Genomic DNA, 17,077 nt, shown 5'->3' on the forward strand with positions numbered 1-17,077 from the left:
TTTTACATACCTTTCCATAATAATTGATAGATTGTATTATATAAAAATAAATCTATATTTTTTATTGATGGAACTAATTTCCCTTGTTTTTTCATATCATATTTATATGTAATAGTTCTTTTCAATAAATCAACATTGACATTATGACAATATTCTTTTAATAAATCAACCATTTCCATGTTAGACTTATGCACTTGGTCTATACTTCCTGAAACATTTTCTCCAGTATACTTATGGGTATATAATACATCATAATTCACATTAAATTGACATTTATTTTCAATCATCAAAAGCCATAAAAAGTAATCATCTGCCGAATTAACAGACATGACATGCTTTGTCCAATATTCTGGTATACTTGTTTTTTTAATCAAACAATGACCTGGTGAAACAATTAAGTCTCTTACTTTAATAAAACCAATTTGTTTCTTTAAATAATCTTGTGATTTTTGATTTTTATAAATCAAACATTTCCCATTTTCTGATTCCATAATGCCATTAGCGATACATAAATCTGCATCTCCAATATGTTCTAATTGACTTTTAATAAAAAAATCACTAATTTCATCATCTTGATCTAAAAATAAAATATATTTACCTAACGCTTTTTTTAAACCGTTGATTCTTGTTTGATGAATTCCTTGATTCATTTCATTATTAATAATTCTAATTGGAAAATCATGTTGACTACCTACAATAATTTCTTCATCAGGATAATCATTAACAAAAATAACCTCTATTTCTTTTTGACTTTCTTGATAATTCTTCTCTATTTTATTTAATAAAGATTCTATATATCCATTCCCTTTATAAATAGGAATAATAACTGACACATCCATACTTTCACATCCTATATTCCATTAAAAATATCCACTAGATTTTGAGAAATATCATTTACATCATACGCTTTGGCCGTTTGATAAGCATGATCTTTAATCTCTTTTATTTGATGTTCATTCATTGATAAAATATCTTCTATTTTTTGATTTAAATCTTTACCATCTCTCGGTTTAAAGAAAAAACCATTTTCTTGATTTTTAATATAACTTGTTGGCCCTGCCATATTAGATGCAATAACTATACAACCACAAGCCATAGCTTCTAATCCAACCAATCCTAAACTATCGCTTTTACGATAGGTTGGAAAACAAAAGATATCAATAGCTGAATAAAATAACGCCAATTCTTTTTGAGTTTGCATTGGATATTTTTTTATCACATTTTCTAAATGATATTCTTGAATAAGTGCATTCGCTTTTTCTTCATCTTCACCAACACCCACCATCACGATTTGATATTGTTCTACGTTTTCTAATAAACTAATAGCCTTTAAAAAGACTTCCCAACCTTTTCTTTTTTCATATCTTCCTATATAACCTATACATTTTTTATTTGGATCTAAATGCAATTTTTCTTTAGCGTTTTCTATTTCTTGAAAGACATCAAAATTAATACCTCCTGAAGGAAAAATCTTGATTTTATCTTCATTCAATCCATATTGTTCCATCATGACCTTTTGATAATAACTTGATGGTACAATACATAAATCTATTAGAGGTAATGTTGATTTAACTAAAGGAATAAACTTCTCATCATGTGCGTCTTCTGGAACAACGTCATTTCCATGAACATTTACAATAACCTTTATACTTGGTTTTAATTTCTTAATGATTTTAATCAATAGAGCACAATGTGAAATATAATGAGCATAAAGATAATCATAATGATGAAATAAACACAAAAAGATACTTTTTAAATAAAAACTTAAATATCCACCTAATTTTCCTAACTTACTATCTTTCTTTTTTAAAGCTGATACATCTACTTGATATCCATTATTTTTCAAAATACTTGCTGTATTTTGAACAAACACACCATAATGTTTATATTTTTTAGATGGATACATATTTGATATTAATAATATTTTTTCCATACAATCACCTATTTAATAATGTTCACTAAATCTCCTAAAAAAGTTTTAACTCTTCCAAATCCTTTATATTTTCCTTTTAAAAAGTATAAAATCAAAGAACAAGCTTTCTTTTCTTTCATCATTAAAACTCTTTGTGTTAAATAATCTTTATATTTTAAACAATATTTTTTTTGTTCTCTATTTAGCTCTAATCCCAATGCAAAATTCACATTTTCTATTTGTGCTTTCGTCTGTTCAATACGTTCATTCACTCTTTGTTTCTTTTCATTAATAATATTCCCATCAACAATATTATCCATTCCAATTGTATTATTATTATGAATTCTATAATCAATTAAAGGAATATCTAAATAATAACATCCATTTTGAATAGCAGAAATAATATTCAATTCCCAATCATGAGGCAATTTACCTTGTGTTACTTTTAAATATTCATCTTTAACTTCTTTTTTGATAGCCATACAACAACCTTGAGAAAAATTCATTTCTAATAAACTCTTTAAATCGATTTCCGTTAATTCTTCTGTTACTTCTTTAAAAAGTAAATTATTATTTGAACGTCCTTTTATTTTATTCACTTCGAAACAATTTCCATCTTGATCCATAAAATTAAAACTCGATGCTAGAGATAAAATAGTGGATTGACTCATTTTTTCAACCATCACCTCTATTTTATTTAAATGCCAACGATCATCTTGATCACTTAAAAAGATGATATCCCCATCTACTATCTCTAATCCTTTTTTAAAATTCTTACGATATCCTAAATTATTTTCATTTTTTATAAGTTTCCAATTAATAAGTTTATAACCATCGATATACTGATGAATCAACTCATAACTATTATCAGTAGAAACATCATCTATTAATATTACTTCATCAATTAGATACGTTTGTTTTCTAATAGAATCTAATTGTTCAATTAAATACTTTTCGCCATTATATACAGCCATTACTAATGATACTTTCATAACTATCCCTTTCTTTTGTTAGAAACAGTATAACATAATTTAAATTATAAAGCGTAGTCATGGCACATAAAATCAACTAGATTTTAATTACTTCGTCTTTGAAAATGAGTAATTAAAAATACTATAATCCTATGTAGCTTTGTATAATTATCATATAGTTTAAATGTGACTACTCAATAACAAAAATTAACATTTAGTTTTATTTCTTTACTTTACAATTGATATATAAGCAACATTTTAATTATCATTTCTAACATATATTCTAAATACTGATCTTATTTCTTTTAGTAGTAACAGTTTATAAAACAAACAATTCCCATCTATCAAATATATAATGTATATAAAATTAATGCGGCTTTAAAAACATATTTTTCAATTTAACAAATTTCATATTAATTTTCTACTTTTAAGCCTACTATGTTTATAAACCAATACTTTAAATATTTTTTATCTTTGAATATTAATTTAATCTTTATTGACCTTTAAATAGCTTTTCTCTATTTCTTTTCTTTTAAATTCTTCCTTATCTATTCTTATTCCTTTATCATATGCATTTGAAGTTTTCTCATATAATTCTAAAAGTGCAATTTTCTTATTTATATCATCAATATTTTTTCCTTCAAACTTTAATAACGTGTTATTAAGATATTTAGATTTATTATATTCATAATCAAAATAACTATCCTCTTTAAAAATTTTTGATAAGACATTCATACAATAAATCCAAACAGAAACAATAAAAAAAAGAAAACATATCATTTCATATGTATTATATTCATTCAGTTTTTGATTTAATAAGACAAAATTGGACAAATACAAAGATAAAACAAAAAAATATAATTCAATAAATTTTTTTGTTAATAATTCCCATTGTACAAAGTTATATTTAAAATCATATTTAATTTTAATCTTATATTGAATTTTGTCTATCACCACAAATATAAGGACAAAAATAGTCAATACAAAAATATTTTTAAAACTAAAAATATATATAATTTCTCTAATCATTTTCCTATTCAATCTTAATAAACTAAAATTTGGAAAAAATATATATGTACTCATTACAATAACACCAAAAGTCATAAATTCTAATAAACTAACACCTTTAGGTATTATTTTTTCCATTTTCTTCTCAATATATTTAATATCCATTATCATTTTCCTCTCACTATTATAAAACCAATTACTTATATTAACAACAAATCATAAATCTTATATTTTTCTTTAAAATTATAAAATTAAAACTAAAATTCGCTCATTTAAAATGAGCGAATCAATCTTAATATTCAATTTCTTTTAAATATCTACTTAAAGCATCTTGCCATGTAGGTAATGGTTTAAAACCATTTTCTACAAGTTTTGACTTATCCAATCTACTATTAAATGGTCTAGCAGCTTTAGATAAACCATATTCTTCAGTAGTTACTGGTAAAACTTCTGTTGTATATCCTGCTTGTTTAAAGATTTCTACTGTAAAATCATACCATGAAATATATCCACCTTCATTAGTAGCATGATAATAACCATATTTATCACTTTCAGCCATATCTACTAATAATCGAGCAAGATCATAAGTATATGTTGGTGTTCCAATTTGATCATTAACAACTTTAACTTGTGGATATTTCTTTCCAACATTTAACATCGTTTTAATAAAGTTTTTACCATTAACACCAAATACCCAAGCAATACGAATAATAAAATATTTATCTAAATTAGAAGAAACTGCAAGTTCACCTTCTAATTTAGTTTGTCCATAAACATTTAATGGTTTGTAATCTTTACAATCGGGATCCCAAGGTGTTTCACCTTGTCCGTTAAATACATAATCTGTAGAAATATAAATCATTTTACAATCTAACTTTTTACATACTAAAGCAATATTTTCTGTTCCTTTAGCGTTAACTGCTCTTACTTTTTCTACTTTATCATCATCTTCTGCTAAATCAACAGCAGTCCATGCTGCACAATGAACAACAACATCAGGATTGATTTTTGTAATTTCTGATTCTACAGCTTCTTTATTTGTAATATCTAATTGAACATATTTTTGAAAATGTTCATTACTTTCAGTAATATCACTTCCAATTGCTTCATGTCCTCTTTGATTTAATTCATTCATAACGTCATAGCCTAATTGACCATTAACACCTGTTACTAATACTTTCATTGATTTACCTCCAATCAGCATACTTATTATAGCATACTTTCTAATTTTCTTGAATTAACACATAAAAACGTTGCAATTACGATCAAAAAATATGAATTCACAAATGTTCTTGTTCCAGAAACAAAAATAGATGGTGAAAATCCAAGTACAACTCTTGAACAAAATGCTGCACAAATAATTATGAAACTTAGAAACATTGTCTTATTTCCTAGATTAATTTTTATTACATAAAAACTAATCAATAAAATACATATAAAATAAAGAATAATTAAACAAACATTCATATTCAACGAAATGTGTTCAATAACTTTTGTATAATCATTAAACACATTAAAGATTTGATAAAACCCTCTATGATTACAGTATCTATCACTTACACTAACTACAAAGGTAACAAAGGTCATAAGACCTACTAGTATATATTGTCCTTTATTTTTTGTATTTTTATAAATGATATAAATCAACATAATGTTCCAAACAAAAATAATATATGCAGGTTGTAAAGAACCAATTGCTATTGTTGAAAGAACTCCTAACAATAACTTATCCATCAACTTAAAGCCATAAAAAGCTGGATAATAAGCATTCATTTCTGCAACTTTTCTTAGCTCATTTCCAGGACATAATGCATGATATCCTAACATTATAAACGATAACACTAAAAGAACATACATTAAAACAGGTACCTTTTTATGTTTTACTAAACTATATATCATAAATAAAGCATAAAATCCTACAAACAATGCACACATTTGTTCTTGATTGATAGCGTATAAACTAGCAACCACATAACTTATTTGTTGAGCTATTGATATCTTTTCATTGGAAATGATTTGTATAATATATGAAAGTCCATATAATCCTAACGCAAGTGGCCATACATAGTTAAGTGTCGTCGCATACCATCCAGCCACGCCAAATGTTCCAAAAGGAAATAACATGATTACAAGCATTAGAAAAAAAGTAATGATCCAATCATTTTCTTTTGTTGGACAAATTATTCTTCTTAAAGAATGTAAAACAAGTACAAACATTCCACTATCTAAAATGATCCAAGCCCATTTATTAATATTTAATAAAACAAGCATCACCAATTCAATGATATTTCTACTTGTCCAAGTTTGTATCCTCATTTGAGTATAGTTAATTAATCCCATTTTTGATTGTTCAAGAAACCATACATCATCTGCCACTCCTAATTTTACAGATGCATGCCTAATAACCATAAAAACAAATAAGATTAGATAAATGACCCATATATGATTTTTGATACATTCTGTTACTTTTTTCATGGTGTCCTCCTATTTTAGACAATATAAATAATAAGTAAAATCCATACCTTCATAAAGTTGTTTGAATTTTTTTATTTCTTTATAGTTATCATTTAAATAAGGAATATTCTTTCGATATCCTATTGTATCTTTATATTCTCTTATCACAACAAATTCAATTTCCTTATTTTTAATAGCCTCTCTTTGACCATCAATAATTTGAGGGTAACGATCATATCCAACATTTTGTCGCATAAAATATTTAACATTAGGAACAATATTACATGTTGTATAAAATCCCCCATCTAAATTATCATAATTCAATAATGTTTTATTTTTTGATTTATCAATAATATCTTTAAAAACATATTGTGCATATGCACTTTGAGGGATATTCATATATCCTCTATTAGGACTTTTTAATGGATAATGAACAGAAAATATCATTCCTCCACATAGTATACATATCGCTAAAGTTTGACTACTTAAATAATTTTGAACAATTGAAAAAACAAAAATAAATCCAAAAATAATATATGCTTCAAAACATAAAAAATAATAAATAAATGGTAATCCACCTACATAAACACCAATCATTAGAAAGATAAATGATAATAAAATAAATATATTGATCCAAATATTTTTTAAAATCTTTGTTGTTAAACAATTTACAAAACCAAGACATAATAATATATAAATTGTTCTATTGTATTTCATTTGTTGGAAAATTGCTGAAAACATATTTAATATTCTTGTTTTTAAATCAATAGTTGTACTATAAGCAGTTAGATTAAAAGTAATATATACATCATAATAATCTCTTAATGCACCATTGATAACAAAATAAATAATTGATATAAAGATAGGAATAAACATTCCCACTAAAAAATAAACACAACTTATAAAAGCTTTTTTTATTTCCTTTAAAGAAATTAATTTAAAGAAATATAAAGCCATCCAAATAAACCACAAACCTAATAAATTAAATTTGATCAATGAAACACATCCAGCTATTGCCCCATTAATTAATAAATATTTCTTTCCAAAATCATTTTCATTAATAATTTTAATAAAGAAATAAACACTACTTGCAACAAAAGGTAAACAAAATTCTTCTGCACTACCTCCTTGTACAAAAGAAATCGATCCTGAAATAATAGCTAATGTCAAAACAGATGCTAATAAGGCATAAAATTGATTTAAATAAGTTCTAGCAATTTTAAAAAGAAAATAGCCAAAAATTGTATATGAAATAACTTCTAATAAATAAACACCTAAAAATGTATCATGACTTATTAAATAACCTATTCCATATATCAAATAAAGCAAAGGTCCCTTTTGTTCAAATAAATCTTTATAAGGAACCTTTCCATTAAACATACCTTTTCCCATTGTAAAAAAAGCATTACCATCAACCCAATCATTATAAGGATATAATGGTGAATTTTTTGAACAAATCAAAAGAGTTAGGATAGAAACAATCAATAAGATAGCTAAAATAACTTTTTTATTATCTAAATAATTACTTAGTTTTTTCATCTTCGATATTTGTATCCTTTACAATATAAACAGGTCTTTTCTTAGTTTCTAAATAAGTTTTTGATAAATATTGTCCTAAAATACCTGTACAGAATATTTGTATACCACCAATTAAAGTAATAATGCATACAAGAGATGGCCATCCACTTGTAGGATCATTAAAAATAAGTGTTTTAATAATTATAAATATTATAAATATAAAAGCAATAAATAACATCAACATCCCTATAAGCGATGCAATCGCTAATGGTGCTGTTGAAAAAGCAACGATTCCTTCAATACTATATAATAATAATTTCCAGAAAGACCATTTTGTTTCTCCTGCAACTCTTTCTACATTTTCGAATTCAATCCACTTTGTTTTAAATCCTACCCAACCAAATAGTCCTTTACTAAAACGATTATATTCTTTTAATTCTAATAAAGCATTTACAAATTGTCTTGTCATTAAACGATAATCACGTGCACCATCCATTAATTCAGTATCAGATATCTTATTCATGATTTTATAAAACATTCTTGCAAAAAATGATCTTATTGGTGGTTCTCCTTTACGAGTCACTCTTCTTGTAGCAGCACTATCATAACCTTCTTCTCGAATTGCTTTTAACATTTCTGGTAATAAGCGAGGAGGGTCTTGTAAATCAGCATCCATTAAACATACATAATCACCTGTACTATTTTCAAATCCAGCATACATAGCCGCTTCTTTTCCAAAATTTCTTGAAAAAGAAATATATTTAACTCTTGAATCTTTTTTAGCAAGCTCCATCATAATTTCTAATGTTTTATCTTTTGAACCATCGTTTATGAATAATAATTCAAAATCTACGTCATTCATTTCATCCATGACCCTACTCATTTCCTTGTAATAGTAATGAAGTGCTGCTTCTTCATTATAACAAGGTACAATTACTGTTATTTTTTCCATCCTATTTATCCCCTTTAAAAACAACTAACTTACTTAATACATAATTCAATACAACCACAATGACATTAACAATCACTTTAGCGATAACATCATTAACAACATTAAAATACACAAATAGCCACATAAGTACCATATCTAAGATTCCTGTAGCTAATCGAGAACTAAAAAAAGAAACAGCTTCTTTTAATATATTTTGACTACTACTTTCAAAAACATATTTTCTATTTGTGATATAAGCAAATAAAACCGATAAAAACCATGCTAGTGCATTAGAAATCAAATAATTTATGTGTAAAAGCTCTGCACTTAAAAAATAAACAACAATATTAACGACCGTTGTAAGAACACCAAACACAAGATACATAATGATTTCTTTATATTTCATTAATAATTCTTTCATTTTCTTCTCCTAAAAAAATGCTAGTTTTGTCATAGACATACTAGCATTTTTTTTACTAATATTCAATTTTATAATTCTTAATTATTCTTTATCTAAGACAAATGCCTTCTTCAAACTTAAATTAGGATTATAAAAACGATCACTATATAACATATAACCCCATTTATCTTTGATGTAATCGTGTTCTTGAACAAATCTACGATATTTAGCACTTTTTGTATCAACTGTATCATCTCCTCTAGATTTAGATTCATAATGATATAGTTCTACTTGATTTAAACAAATATTGTAATAACCTTGTTTTAATAATTTTAAGTTAAAATCAACATCATTGAAGGCTACTTGTAAATCTTCTTCCAAACCATTGACTTCTAAATATTTTTCTTTAGAAACCATTAAACAAGCTGCAGTAACAGCGCTGTAATTAAATGGAACTGATAATCTTCCATAGAAACCAACATCTTCTCTTGGATTATCAATAAAACAATGTTGTGCAATTCCACCAATACCTAAAATAATACCTGCATGTTGAACCGTATTATCAGGATATAACAATTTAGCACCTACTGCCCCAATATGAGGTTGCATTGCATAGCCAACCATTACTTGTAACCAATGTGGTGTAATAATTTCAGTATCATTATTTAATAAAACAATATATTCACCTTTAGCCGCTTCTACAGCTTGATTATTGATTTTAGAATAGTTAAATTCATAATTAGCATCAATAACTCTAAAGTTAGAATATTTATTTTGATATTTTTTAAATAAATCAAAAGTTTCTTTCTTTTCGCTATTGTTATTCATTAAAATAACTTCATAATTTTTATACGTTGTTTTTTCAAATAATGATTTTAAACATTGTTCTGTAATATCTGCATAATCTTTTGTTGGAATAATGATTGAAACCATTGGTTCTGTTTCATATTCATATCTTACTAAATAATAAGGAACTCTTGGATGAACAGTTACTTTAGCTTTAATACCTCGACGTTTTAAAGCATCTTCTACTGCCATTCTTCCTTTTTCAACAGCATATCCTTTACTATCAATTGTGGCAGCCGTTGACCCTTCAATCATACGCCAATGATATAAAATCTTTGGAATATGATAAACACGTTCAGGAGTTGTTTTTTCTAAAAATCTTAAGAAAATATCATAATCTTGCGCCCCTTCATAACCTACTCTAAAACCACCGATTTCATCAACAATTGATTTTCTCATGATTTCAAAGTGACAAATATAGTTACTTCCAAGTAATGAATCAGGTGCATAATCTGATTTAAAATGAGGATCTCTTCTTAATCCTTTCATATCCATCTTATCTTCATCCGTGTAGATAAAATCTAATTCTTTATTTTTATTTAAAACAGCGACACATTCAGCTAATGCATTTCTAGCAAGTAAATCATCATTATCCATTAAACCAATAAATTCACCGCTAGCAATATTTAAAGCATCGTTTGTTGCTTTAGAAATATGTCCATTTTCTTTACGATGATGTACTTTGATTCTAGAATCTTTCTTTTCATATTCATTTAAAGTATCAATTGTTTCTTGTAAAGTTGAACAATCATTAGATAAACATATTTCAAAGTTTTGATATGTTTGATTTAAAATAGAATCTAAACATTCTGCTAAGTATTTTCTTTCCACATTATAAACTGGTATACAAATTGAAATAAGTGGATTGTAAGAAAATTGAGGATGTTCTTCAAATGGTTTTTCATTTTTTTCTAACCATAAAAGATATTCTTTTTGATTTAAGAAATTATAAACATCTAAAAATTTATTTTTTGTTTTCTTATTTTCTTTAATACGTCTTTTACTTTGTTTTAATCTATTTGGTGTTAAAACAAAATGATATTCCTTAGCTATATATTTAACTTCTTTACCAATAGCATAAGTATTTACTTTTACCTTATTATTTGTTTCTTTTATTTTTCTAACTGTTTTTTGTAAAAGTGTTCTAATCTTTGACTTAATTCTTTTCATTAAAGTATTCTTTCTTACACAAACAAGTTCCTTTTGATCATCATGTATTAAATAAACTTTAACTTTAGAATCATCTTTACTCAATGATAATGTTAATTCATAATTATCACTTGCTAGATCTGGTAAAAAACGTGCTTCTCTTTTTTTACCATCAACAGTTACTTCAAAAGAATAATCTTTTAAAGAACAATTTCCATACATAATAAATGTAGGATTAACAAGACCATGAACCTGTGCATCTCTCACATTTATATAATCTAATGTTTTCATGTCTATCACCCCTTATATTTCTTCAGCAAATCCTTTTTCTAATTTTCTAAAGATAAACATTCCTAATACAAAACAAATAATAGCCATTACAACCATATAAAGCACACTAGACATTGCTGGTAACGTATGATACATAAAGAAATCACGGTAGGCACTTACGATATGTGTAAAAGGATTTAAATAAAGTACCCAACGAATAGCTTCTGGAAATAATTCTGCCGGATATAAAATAGGTGTTCCATAAAATAACATATTAATAACAAATTGAATAATATATTCTGTATCTTGAATATAAACATTGATTGCACTTAAACCAAGAACCATTCCTGCTGTAATTACAAATTGAATCAACGCAATAAATGGTACTAATAAAATATGCCAACTTAATCCAAGTCCACCAAAAACACAGAAAAGAATAATAATCAAACAAGCGATAAAAAAGTTAACAAGTCCACTTAATGTGGCTGATATTGGTAAAATTTCTCTAGGAAAATATACTTTTTTAATAACACCTGCATTATTTTTAATACTTCCCATTCCAAGTCCCATAACTGTCGTAAAGAAGTTCCATGGAATAACCCCACAAATTAAATATTGAAGATAATTATCTGTTTTGATTCTCATGATATAAGGAAATACAATGGCATAAACGGCAACCATTAATAATGGATTTAAGAATGACCATAATACTCCTAAAAATGAACCTTTATATTTACCTCTAATATCTTTTTTTACATTTGTTTTTAATAATTCACGATAGTCATATAAGTTTTTAAATAATTTCATTTTCTTTTTCTCCTATATGATATTAATCTTTAAATCTTTTTCAGATATAACTTTATCTTTTTCGTCTAATAATTGAACAAGAATAGAATGTTCTCCTAATTCCATTTGACTTACATCTACAAAATAATCAAATCCACATTCATCATCATTTGTTCCATAACCACCATATTTTTCTTGATAAGCCATTAAAACATCACTTCTATTTATTTTTCTCATTTCAGTAACCTCTTGATCATCAAAAGTTACTTTTAAACGATCATTTAAACAATCACTCAATGACCATCCAGAAATTGTAAATTGAGCTGTATCTTTTTTAACTTCAGCAAATGATTGAGGAATATCAACAACAACAATACCATGGTAAGTATCTAATGGTTTTTGATATTTTTTCTTAGCTTCTTCTTTATGATCTAATTTAACTTGTTTTAAATATTCATCAATAACATAAGTTGGATCACCATCTAATTTAAATTCACCTTTATAGATCCAAACAGCACGTGTACATAAATCTTTAACTGTATCTAAACTATGTGAAACAATAACAATTGTTTTATCACTATCTCTTAATTCTTTTAATTTATCAAAACATTTATCTTGGAAATGTTGATCTCCAACTGCTAAAATTTCATCAATTAATAAAATTTCTGCATCTACATTAATAGCAATTGAAAAAGCAAGTCGCATATACATCCCAGAAGAATAAGTTCTAACTGGATTATCAATAAATTCTCCTAGTTCTGAAAATTCAATGATATCATCTACTCTTTTTTCAATTTCAGCTTTTGTTAAACCAAAAACAGCAGCATTAAAATAAATATTTTCTCTTCCTGTAAAATCTTGATGGAAACCTGCACCCAATTCAAGTAACGAAGTCAACTTACCATGTGTTTCAATTGTCCCTTCATTAGGATAAATAATCTTAGTCATCAACTTCAATAAAGTTGATTTACCACTCCCATTTGTTCCAATCAAACAAACAGTTTCACCTTTTTTAATATCTAAATTTATATTCTTCAATACCGTATGAACTTCTCTATTGCTTTTTCCAAAAGATAACAATCTTTCTTTTAAAGTATGCGCCTTATCATATTCAACTTTAAAATACTTTGTCATATTTCTTACTTCAATAGCATTTTCTTTATTCATAAGACCTCCGCTAAATCTTCTATTTTTTCTCTTATATTCTTAATAATTTCGTTATTAAACCTTATAAATATATACCACATACATACCTATTTGTCCAACACTTCATATTTCACACTGTATATTCTACCATATCTTTGCTTTATATTTTAGAATTTTAAAATAAAAATAGAAGCTAAATAAATATAGCTTCTATAATCTAATAACATAACACTCATTATTTGTATATTCTAATTGATATCCATGACTCATAAGCTCATCAGCTTGTTTTTTAGAAAATGTTAAGAAATATGATTCTCTATAATAATCAAATGCAAACTTCGTTTGATCAAAAGATGCTTTTTCACTCCAATAATCATAAATAGCATGATAAAATTGCAATTCATCTTCGTAAAGAGAACCTTCTTTTACAATTTGAATTCGATTACTTGACATATAGAATCCTTGATGATAAGTCACTTTTCCATGATAAGTAAATCCTGGAGGAGCCAATAATGTATAATTTCCATAAGGCAAACTGTCAAAATGTTCTCCTACATCATTAAATATATCAAGCATCATATTATCGCATTTAAATATTTGTGTAAAATCATAACCATATTGATTAATTCCACAACCTAAAAATGTATACGATTTAATTTGATTATAATTTTGATAAACAAATATGAGAGATGAAGTAATCGCTAATGTTGCTACTGAAACAGATATTGTTTTTAAAGAAATAATATCAAGTATTTTAGCAATAGATAACCCTATCAAGAAAACAACCATAAATTGAATTGCTGAATAAAATCTTAATATAACAAAGAAATAATTAAACGATGATAGACATAGTAGTTCATTAAACTTATTCTTAGCTACAATAATAATAAGCATTAATGTAATAATAGCCAGATATTTTCCATATTTTGAATTAATCACCAAAGCTAAAGCAATAGCTGCAATACATGTACTATATTGCATAATTGTATCAGTAGAAACATAATATCCATAAAATGGCGATAATTGATTACTAAAAGATTCAAAATCTGCTAAAGATAATAAAGGAGTATGGTCCAATTTATTTGTTAAAATCAATAATACTAAAACAAATAAGAAACAGCATAAATTAATAATAATCCATTTAGTATTTTTTCCCTTTATTGAAATACATGTATTATAAGCAAATTTAAGTATAAATAAAACAAAGAACATAACAATAAAAACAGGTAAAAAGACTGTCGAAAAGGACATCATTGAACAACTCGTGATACCAGCAAAAATAATATTTTTAATTGTCATTTTATTTTCAATCAAAGGTATACAAACAATACACATGATAGGTACAGAAAGTACTCTTACTACTGAACCACCATACCATATGGCATTTTGAAATTGCCATAAGTCAAATGATCTTATTATTAAAAAAGAACCATTATTTTCCATCAAATATCCATGGCCTATTAAAAATAAAAAGAATGGAATAAGTGCATATTGTGCTTTTCTTTTAGTAACAAAACTAGCCAATTGTTTAATTGCTAATGCAAATAAAGTATAGTTATGAATAACCATGAAAACTTTGCAAAAATAAACAGGATTAATATGAAAAATACTTGCGAGAGCACCATAAGTAATCTCATATGTATTCACCATTCGTGCATAATCTACAGATGTTGTAAGCCATCCTGTATAAAAGCTTTCATTCATTAAAGATGGTGTTCCTATAGAATTAACTACTTTCGCTATATAATAAGCATCATCGTAATCAAACTCATATAAAGCCATTACATTTGATACTGAAAATAAAGTGAATAAAAAAACAAAAAAATATATAACCCAATTATTTTTTACATGATCTATTATGTTTTCCTTTTTTAAGTTACTTTTAAATTCATTTACAAAGGTAGAAATATTTTTATATTTTCTCCATAATAAAAATACAAAAAAAGAAAAGAAAAGAACACAAAATAAAATAAAATAAACATTCCAACTCAATTGAAATAATTGACACGGAAAACCTATGATAAAAGAAATAAAAAATACAGATATAAATCCATATATAACATATGCTGTTGAATTTTTTATTTTTATAGCAAAACAATCAGCTACAAACTCTCCTATTAACCAATAAAAATAAAAAATAAAAATTAAAAATATAAAGGTTAAAAGATGATTCATATATTTCCTCCCTTATTATTAAACTTAAACAATTAAATACATTACGATTAAATCGTAATGTATTTAATAAATATTATTTATTTTAAATCATTTTTCTTTTTCAAAATAGCAATTTCTTGAATTAAGTTTTTTTGCTTTTCTTCTAGCATAGATACTTTATTAAATAAAACATATACTAAAATAATAAGCATAAAAATAATAGCTGCAAAAACTATATTTGCTGTTGAAATGACACCTATAAGTCTAGCTACAAAAAAAGCAATTTGTGGAAAAATACTTAAAATAATTAATGCTATCGAACAAAGAATCCATGCTAAAGCATAATCAGTTCTTAATTTACCTTTTTTAACATTCTTTACTAAAATAATAAAGAATAAAACAGTGAATATAATTAATAATATTTGTAATGTTAAACTCATACGTTACCTCCTAATTAAAGAATATAATTGTTATTAATACTTTTAACATATATTGAATAGAACTTCCTATTCCTGTATAAATACTTGTACCAGCAAGTCTATCTTCCATCTTAACTTGTACTTCTTTTGCTTTATAACCTTTTTTTATTTGAAATGCAAGTGTATCAGGTTCTGGTTTTCTATTTAATTCAAAAGCATAATCTTTAATTAATTCTTTATTAATGATTCTCATTCCACTTGTAGGATCATTAATAGTGGCACCTGTTGTTAGTTTAATCATTGCAGTAATAATTCTACTACCTAACATTCTCATGCTAAAATGCTTCTTTTCATCCACAAATCTTGATCCAATAACAATATCATATCCATTTTCTATTTCTTTTACTAAACTAGGTATATATTCTGGTAAATGTTGCCCATCACCATCAAATTGGATAGCTGCGTCATAATTATTATAATAAGCATATTTATAACCTGTTTGTACTGCACCAGTTAAGCCTAAGTTAACAGGTAAATCAACATGATTAATATTATTGTCATCTAAAATTTTTCCAGTACTATCTTTAGAACAATCATTGATTACAATATAATCACAATCAATATCTGCATTTTCAAGATTTCTAACAACTCTTAAAATGCTTTCTTCTTCATTATATGCTGGAATTATAACTAAAGTTTTCATACTTTCCCTCTTTCTCTAATACTATTCTTACTGATTATACCAATAAAATTATATATTTCAAACAAAATATACACAAAAACGGGATGTATTCATCCCATTTTTGTACATAATTTTAATTATCTAAGCCAAACACCATTAATATCAAAACGATTAACTACTCCATTGATTTTATAATCTCCTGTGACCATCTTTCCATTAGCGTCTACATAATACCAGTTATTTCCTGATTTTACCCATTGGGCACTAATTACACCACTTGAAGCTGCATAGTAATATTCACCATTGATTTTGAACCATCCTGTTTGCATTAATCCGCTTTCTGCAAAGTAGTATTTAGCTCCTGCAACTGTTTGATATCCTGTTACCATTTTTCCATCTGCGTCTACATAGTACCAAGTATTTCCTGATCC

Annotated in this window: 15 protein-coding genes and 1 pseudogene; all 16 read right to left on the bottom strand. The window is 25.8% G+C overall.

Annotated elements, in window-relative coordinates; genetic code table 11:
- Window positions 1–2: 2 nt before the first annotated feature.
- The gene (locus LJD34_RS07850) at window positions 3–839 is read right to left on the bottom strand and encodes a glycosyltransferase family 2 protein (RefSeq protein WP_118473538.1); all 837 of its coding nucleotides are present in this window, start codon (window positions 837–839) and stop codon (window positions 3–5) included.
- Between the two features lie 11 nt (window positions 840–850).
- Window positions 851–1,933 (bottom strand): glycosyltransferase family 4 protein, encoded by a 1,083-nt coding sequence (locus LJD34_RS07855; RefSeq protein WP_117825788.1) that lies wholly within the window; start codon window positions 1,931–1,933, stop codon window positions 851–853.
- A gap of 8 nt (window positions 1,934–1,941) precedes the next feature.
- Window positions 1,942–2,904 (bottom strand): glycosyltransferase, encoded by a 963-nt coding sequence (locus LJD34_RS07860; protein WP_117871857.1) that lies wholly within the window; start codon window positions 2,902–2,904, stop codon window positions 1,942–1,944.
- Window positions 2,905–3,369: 465 nt separating this feature from the next.
- Window positions 3,370–4,056 carry a hypothetical protein gene (locus LJD34_RS07865; RefSeq protein ID WP_175302079.1) on the bottom strand — a complete coding sequence of 229 codons (687 nt, stop codon included), beginning with the start codon at window positions 4,054–4,056 and terminating at the stop codon, window positions 3,370–3,372.
- Window positions 4,057–4,183: 127 nt separating this feature from the next.
- Window positions 4,184–5,074, bottom strand: a complete 891-nt coding sequence (rfbD, locus tag LJD34_RS07870; RefSeq protein ID WP_032090898.1) for a dTDP-4-dehydrorhamnose reductase — start codon at window positions 5,072–5,074, stop codon at window positions 4,184–4,186.
- 26 nt (window positions 5,075–5,100) lie between these two features.
- Window positions 5,101–6,366, bottom strand: a complete 1,266-nt coding sequence (locus LJD34_RS07875) for a DUF6056 family protein (RefSeq protein ID WP_227359582.1) — start codon at window positions 6,364–6,366, stop codon at window positions 5,101–5,103.
- 9 nt (window positions 6,367–6,375) lie between these two features.
- Window positions 6,376–7,884, bottom strand: a complete 1,509-nt coding sequence (locus LJD34_RS07880; protein WP_227359583.1) for an ArnT family glycosyltransferase — start codon at window positions 7,882–7,884, stop codon at window positions 6,376–6,378.
- Window positions 7,868–8,815 (bottom strand): glycosyltransferase family 2 protein, encoded by a 948-nt coding sequence (locus LJD34_RS07885; RefSeq protein WP_119364112.1) that lies wholly within the window; start codon window positions 8,813–8,815, stop codon window positions 7,868–7,870. The genes LJD34_RS07880 and LJD34_RS07885 overlap by 17 nt, the downstream gene beginning before the upstream one ends.
- A 1-nt stretch (window position 8,816) precedes the next feature.
- Window positions 8,817–9,215, bottom strand: coding sequence for a GtrA family protein (locus LJD34_RS07890; RefSeq protein ID WP_032090902.1), 399 nt, complete (start codon window positions 9,213–9,215; stop codon window positions 8,817–8,819).
- An 81-nt stretch (window positions 9,216–9,296) separates the two neighbouring features.
- Complete coding sequence (locus LJD34_RS07895) at window positions 9,297–11,480, bottom strand: glycosyltransferase family 2 protein (protein ID WP_227359584.1); 2,184 nt, start codon at window positions 11,478–11,480, stop codon at window positions 9,297–9,299.
- Window positions 11,481–11,492: 12 nt separating this feature from the next.
- Window positions 11,493–12,266, bottom strand: coding sequence for an ABC transporter permease (locus LJD34_RS07900; RefSeq protein WP_022001916.1), 774 nt, complete (start codon window positions 12,264–12,266; stop codon window positions 11,493–11,495).
- Window positions 12,267–12,278: 12 nt separating this feature from the next.
- Window positions 12,279–13,412 carry an ABC transporter ATP-binding protein gene (locus LJD34_RS07905; protein WP_117852108.1) on the bottom strand — a complete coding sequence of 378 codons (1,134 nt, stop codon included), beginning with the start codon at window positions 13,410–13,412 and terminating at the stop codon, window positions 12,279–12,281.
- A gap of 189 nt (window positions 13,413–13,601) precedes the next feature.
- Complete coding sequence (locus LJD34_RS07910) at window positions 13,602–15,566, bottom strand: DUF6077 domain-containing protein (protein ID WP_227359585.1); 1,965 nt, start codon at window positions 15,564–15,566, stop codon at window positions 13,602–13,604.
- Window positions 15,567–15,643: 77 nt separating this feature from the next.
- Window positions 15,644–15,985 (bottom strand): DUF2304 domain-containing protein, encoded by a 342-nt coding sequence (locus tag LJD34_RS07915; protein WP_119364115.1) that lies wholly within the window; start codon window positions 15,983–15,985, stop codon window positions 15,644–15,646.
- A 10-nt stretch (window positions 15,986–15,995) separates the two neighbouring features.
- On the bottom strand, window positions 15,996–16,667 hold the full coding sequence (locus LJD34_RS07920) for a glycosyltransferase family 2 protein (protein WP_119364116.1): 672 nt from the start codon (window positions 16,665–16,667) through the stop codon (window positions 15,996–15,998).
- A 116-nt stretch (window positions 16,668–16,783) separates the two neighbouring features.
- Window positions 16,784–17,077: pseudogene (locus LJD34_RS07925) on the bottom strand (N-acetylmuramoyl-L-alanine amidase family protein); the annotation flags it as partial.

It is taken from the genome of Faecalibacillus sp. MSK20_93 (assembly GCF_020589945.1).
Lineage (GTDB): Bacteria > Bacillota_I > Bacilli_A > Erysipelotrichales > Coprobacillaceae > Faecalibacillus > Faecalibacillus intestinalis.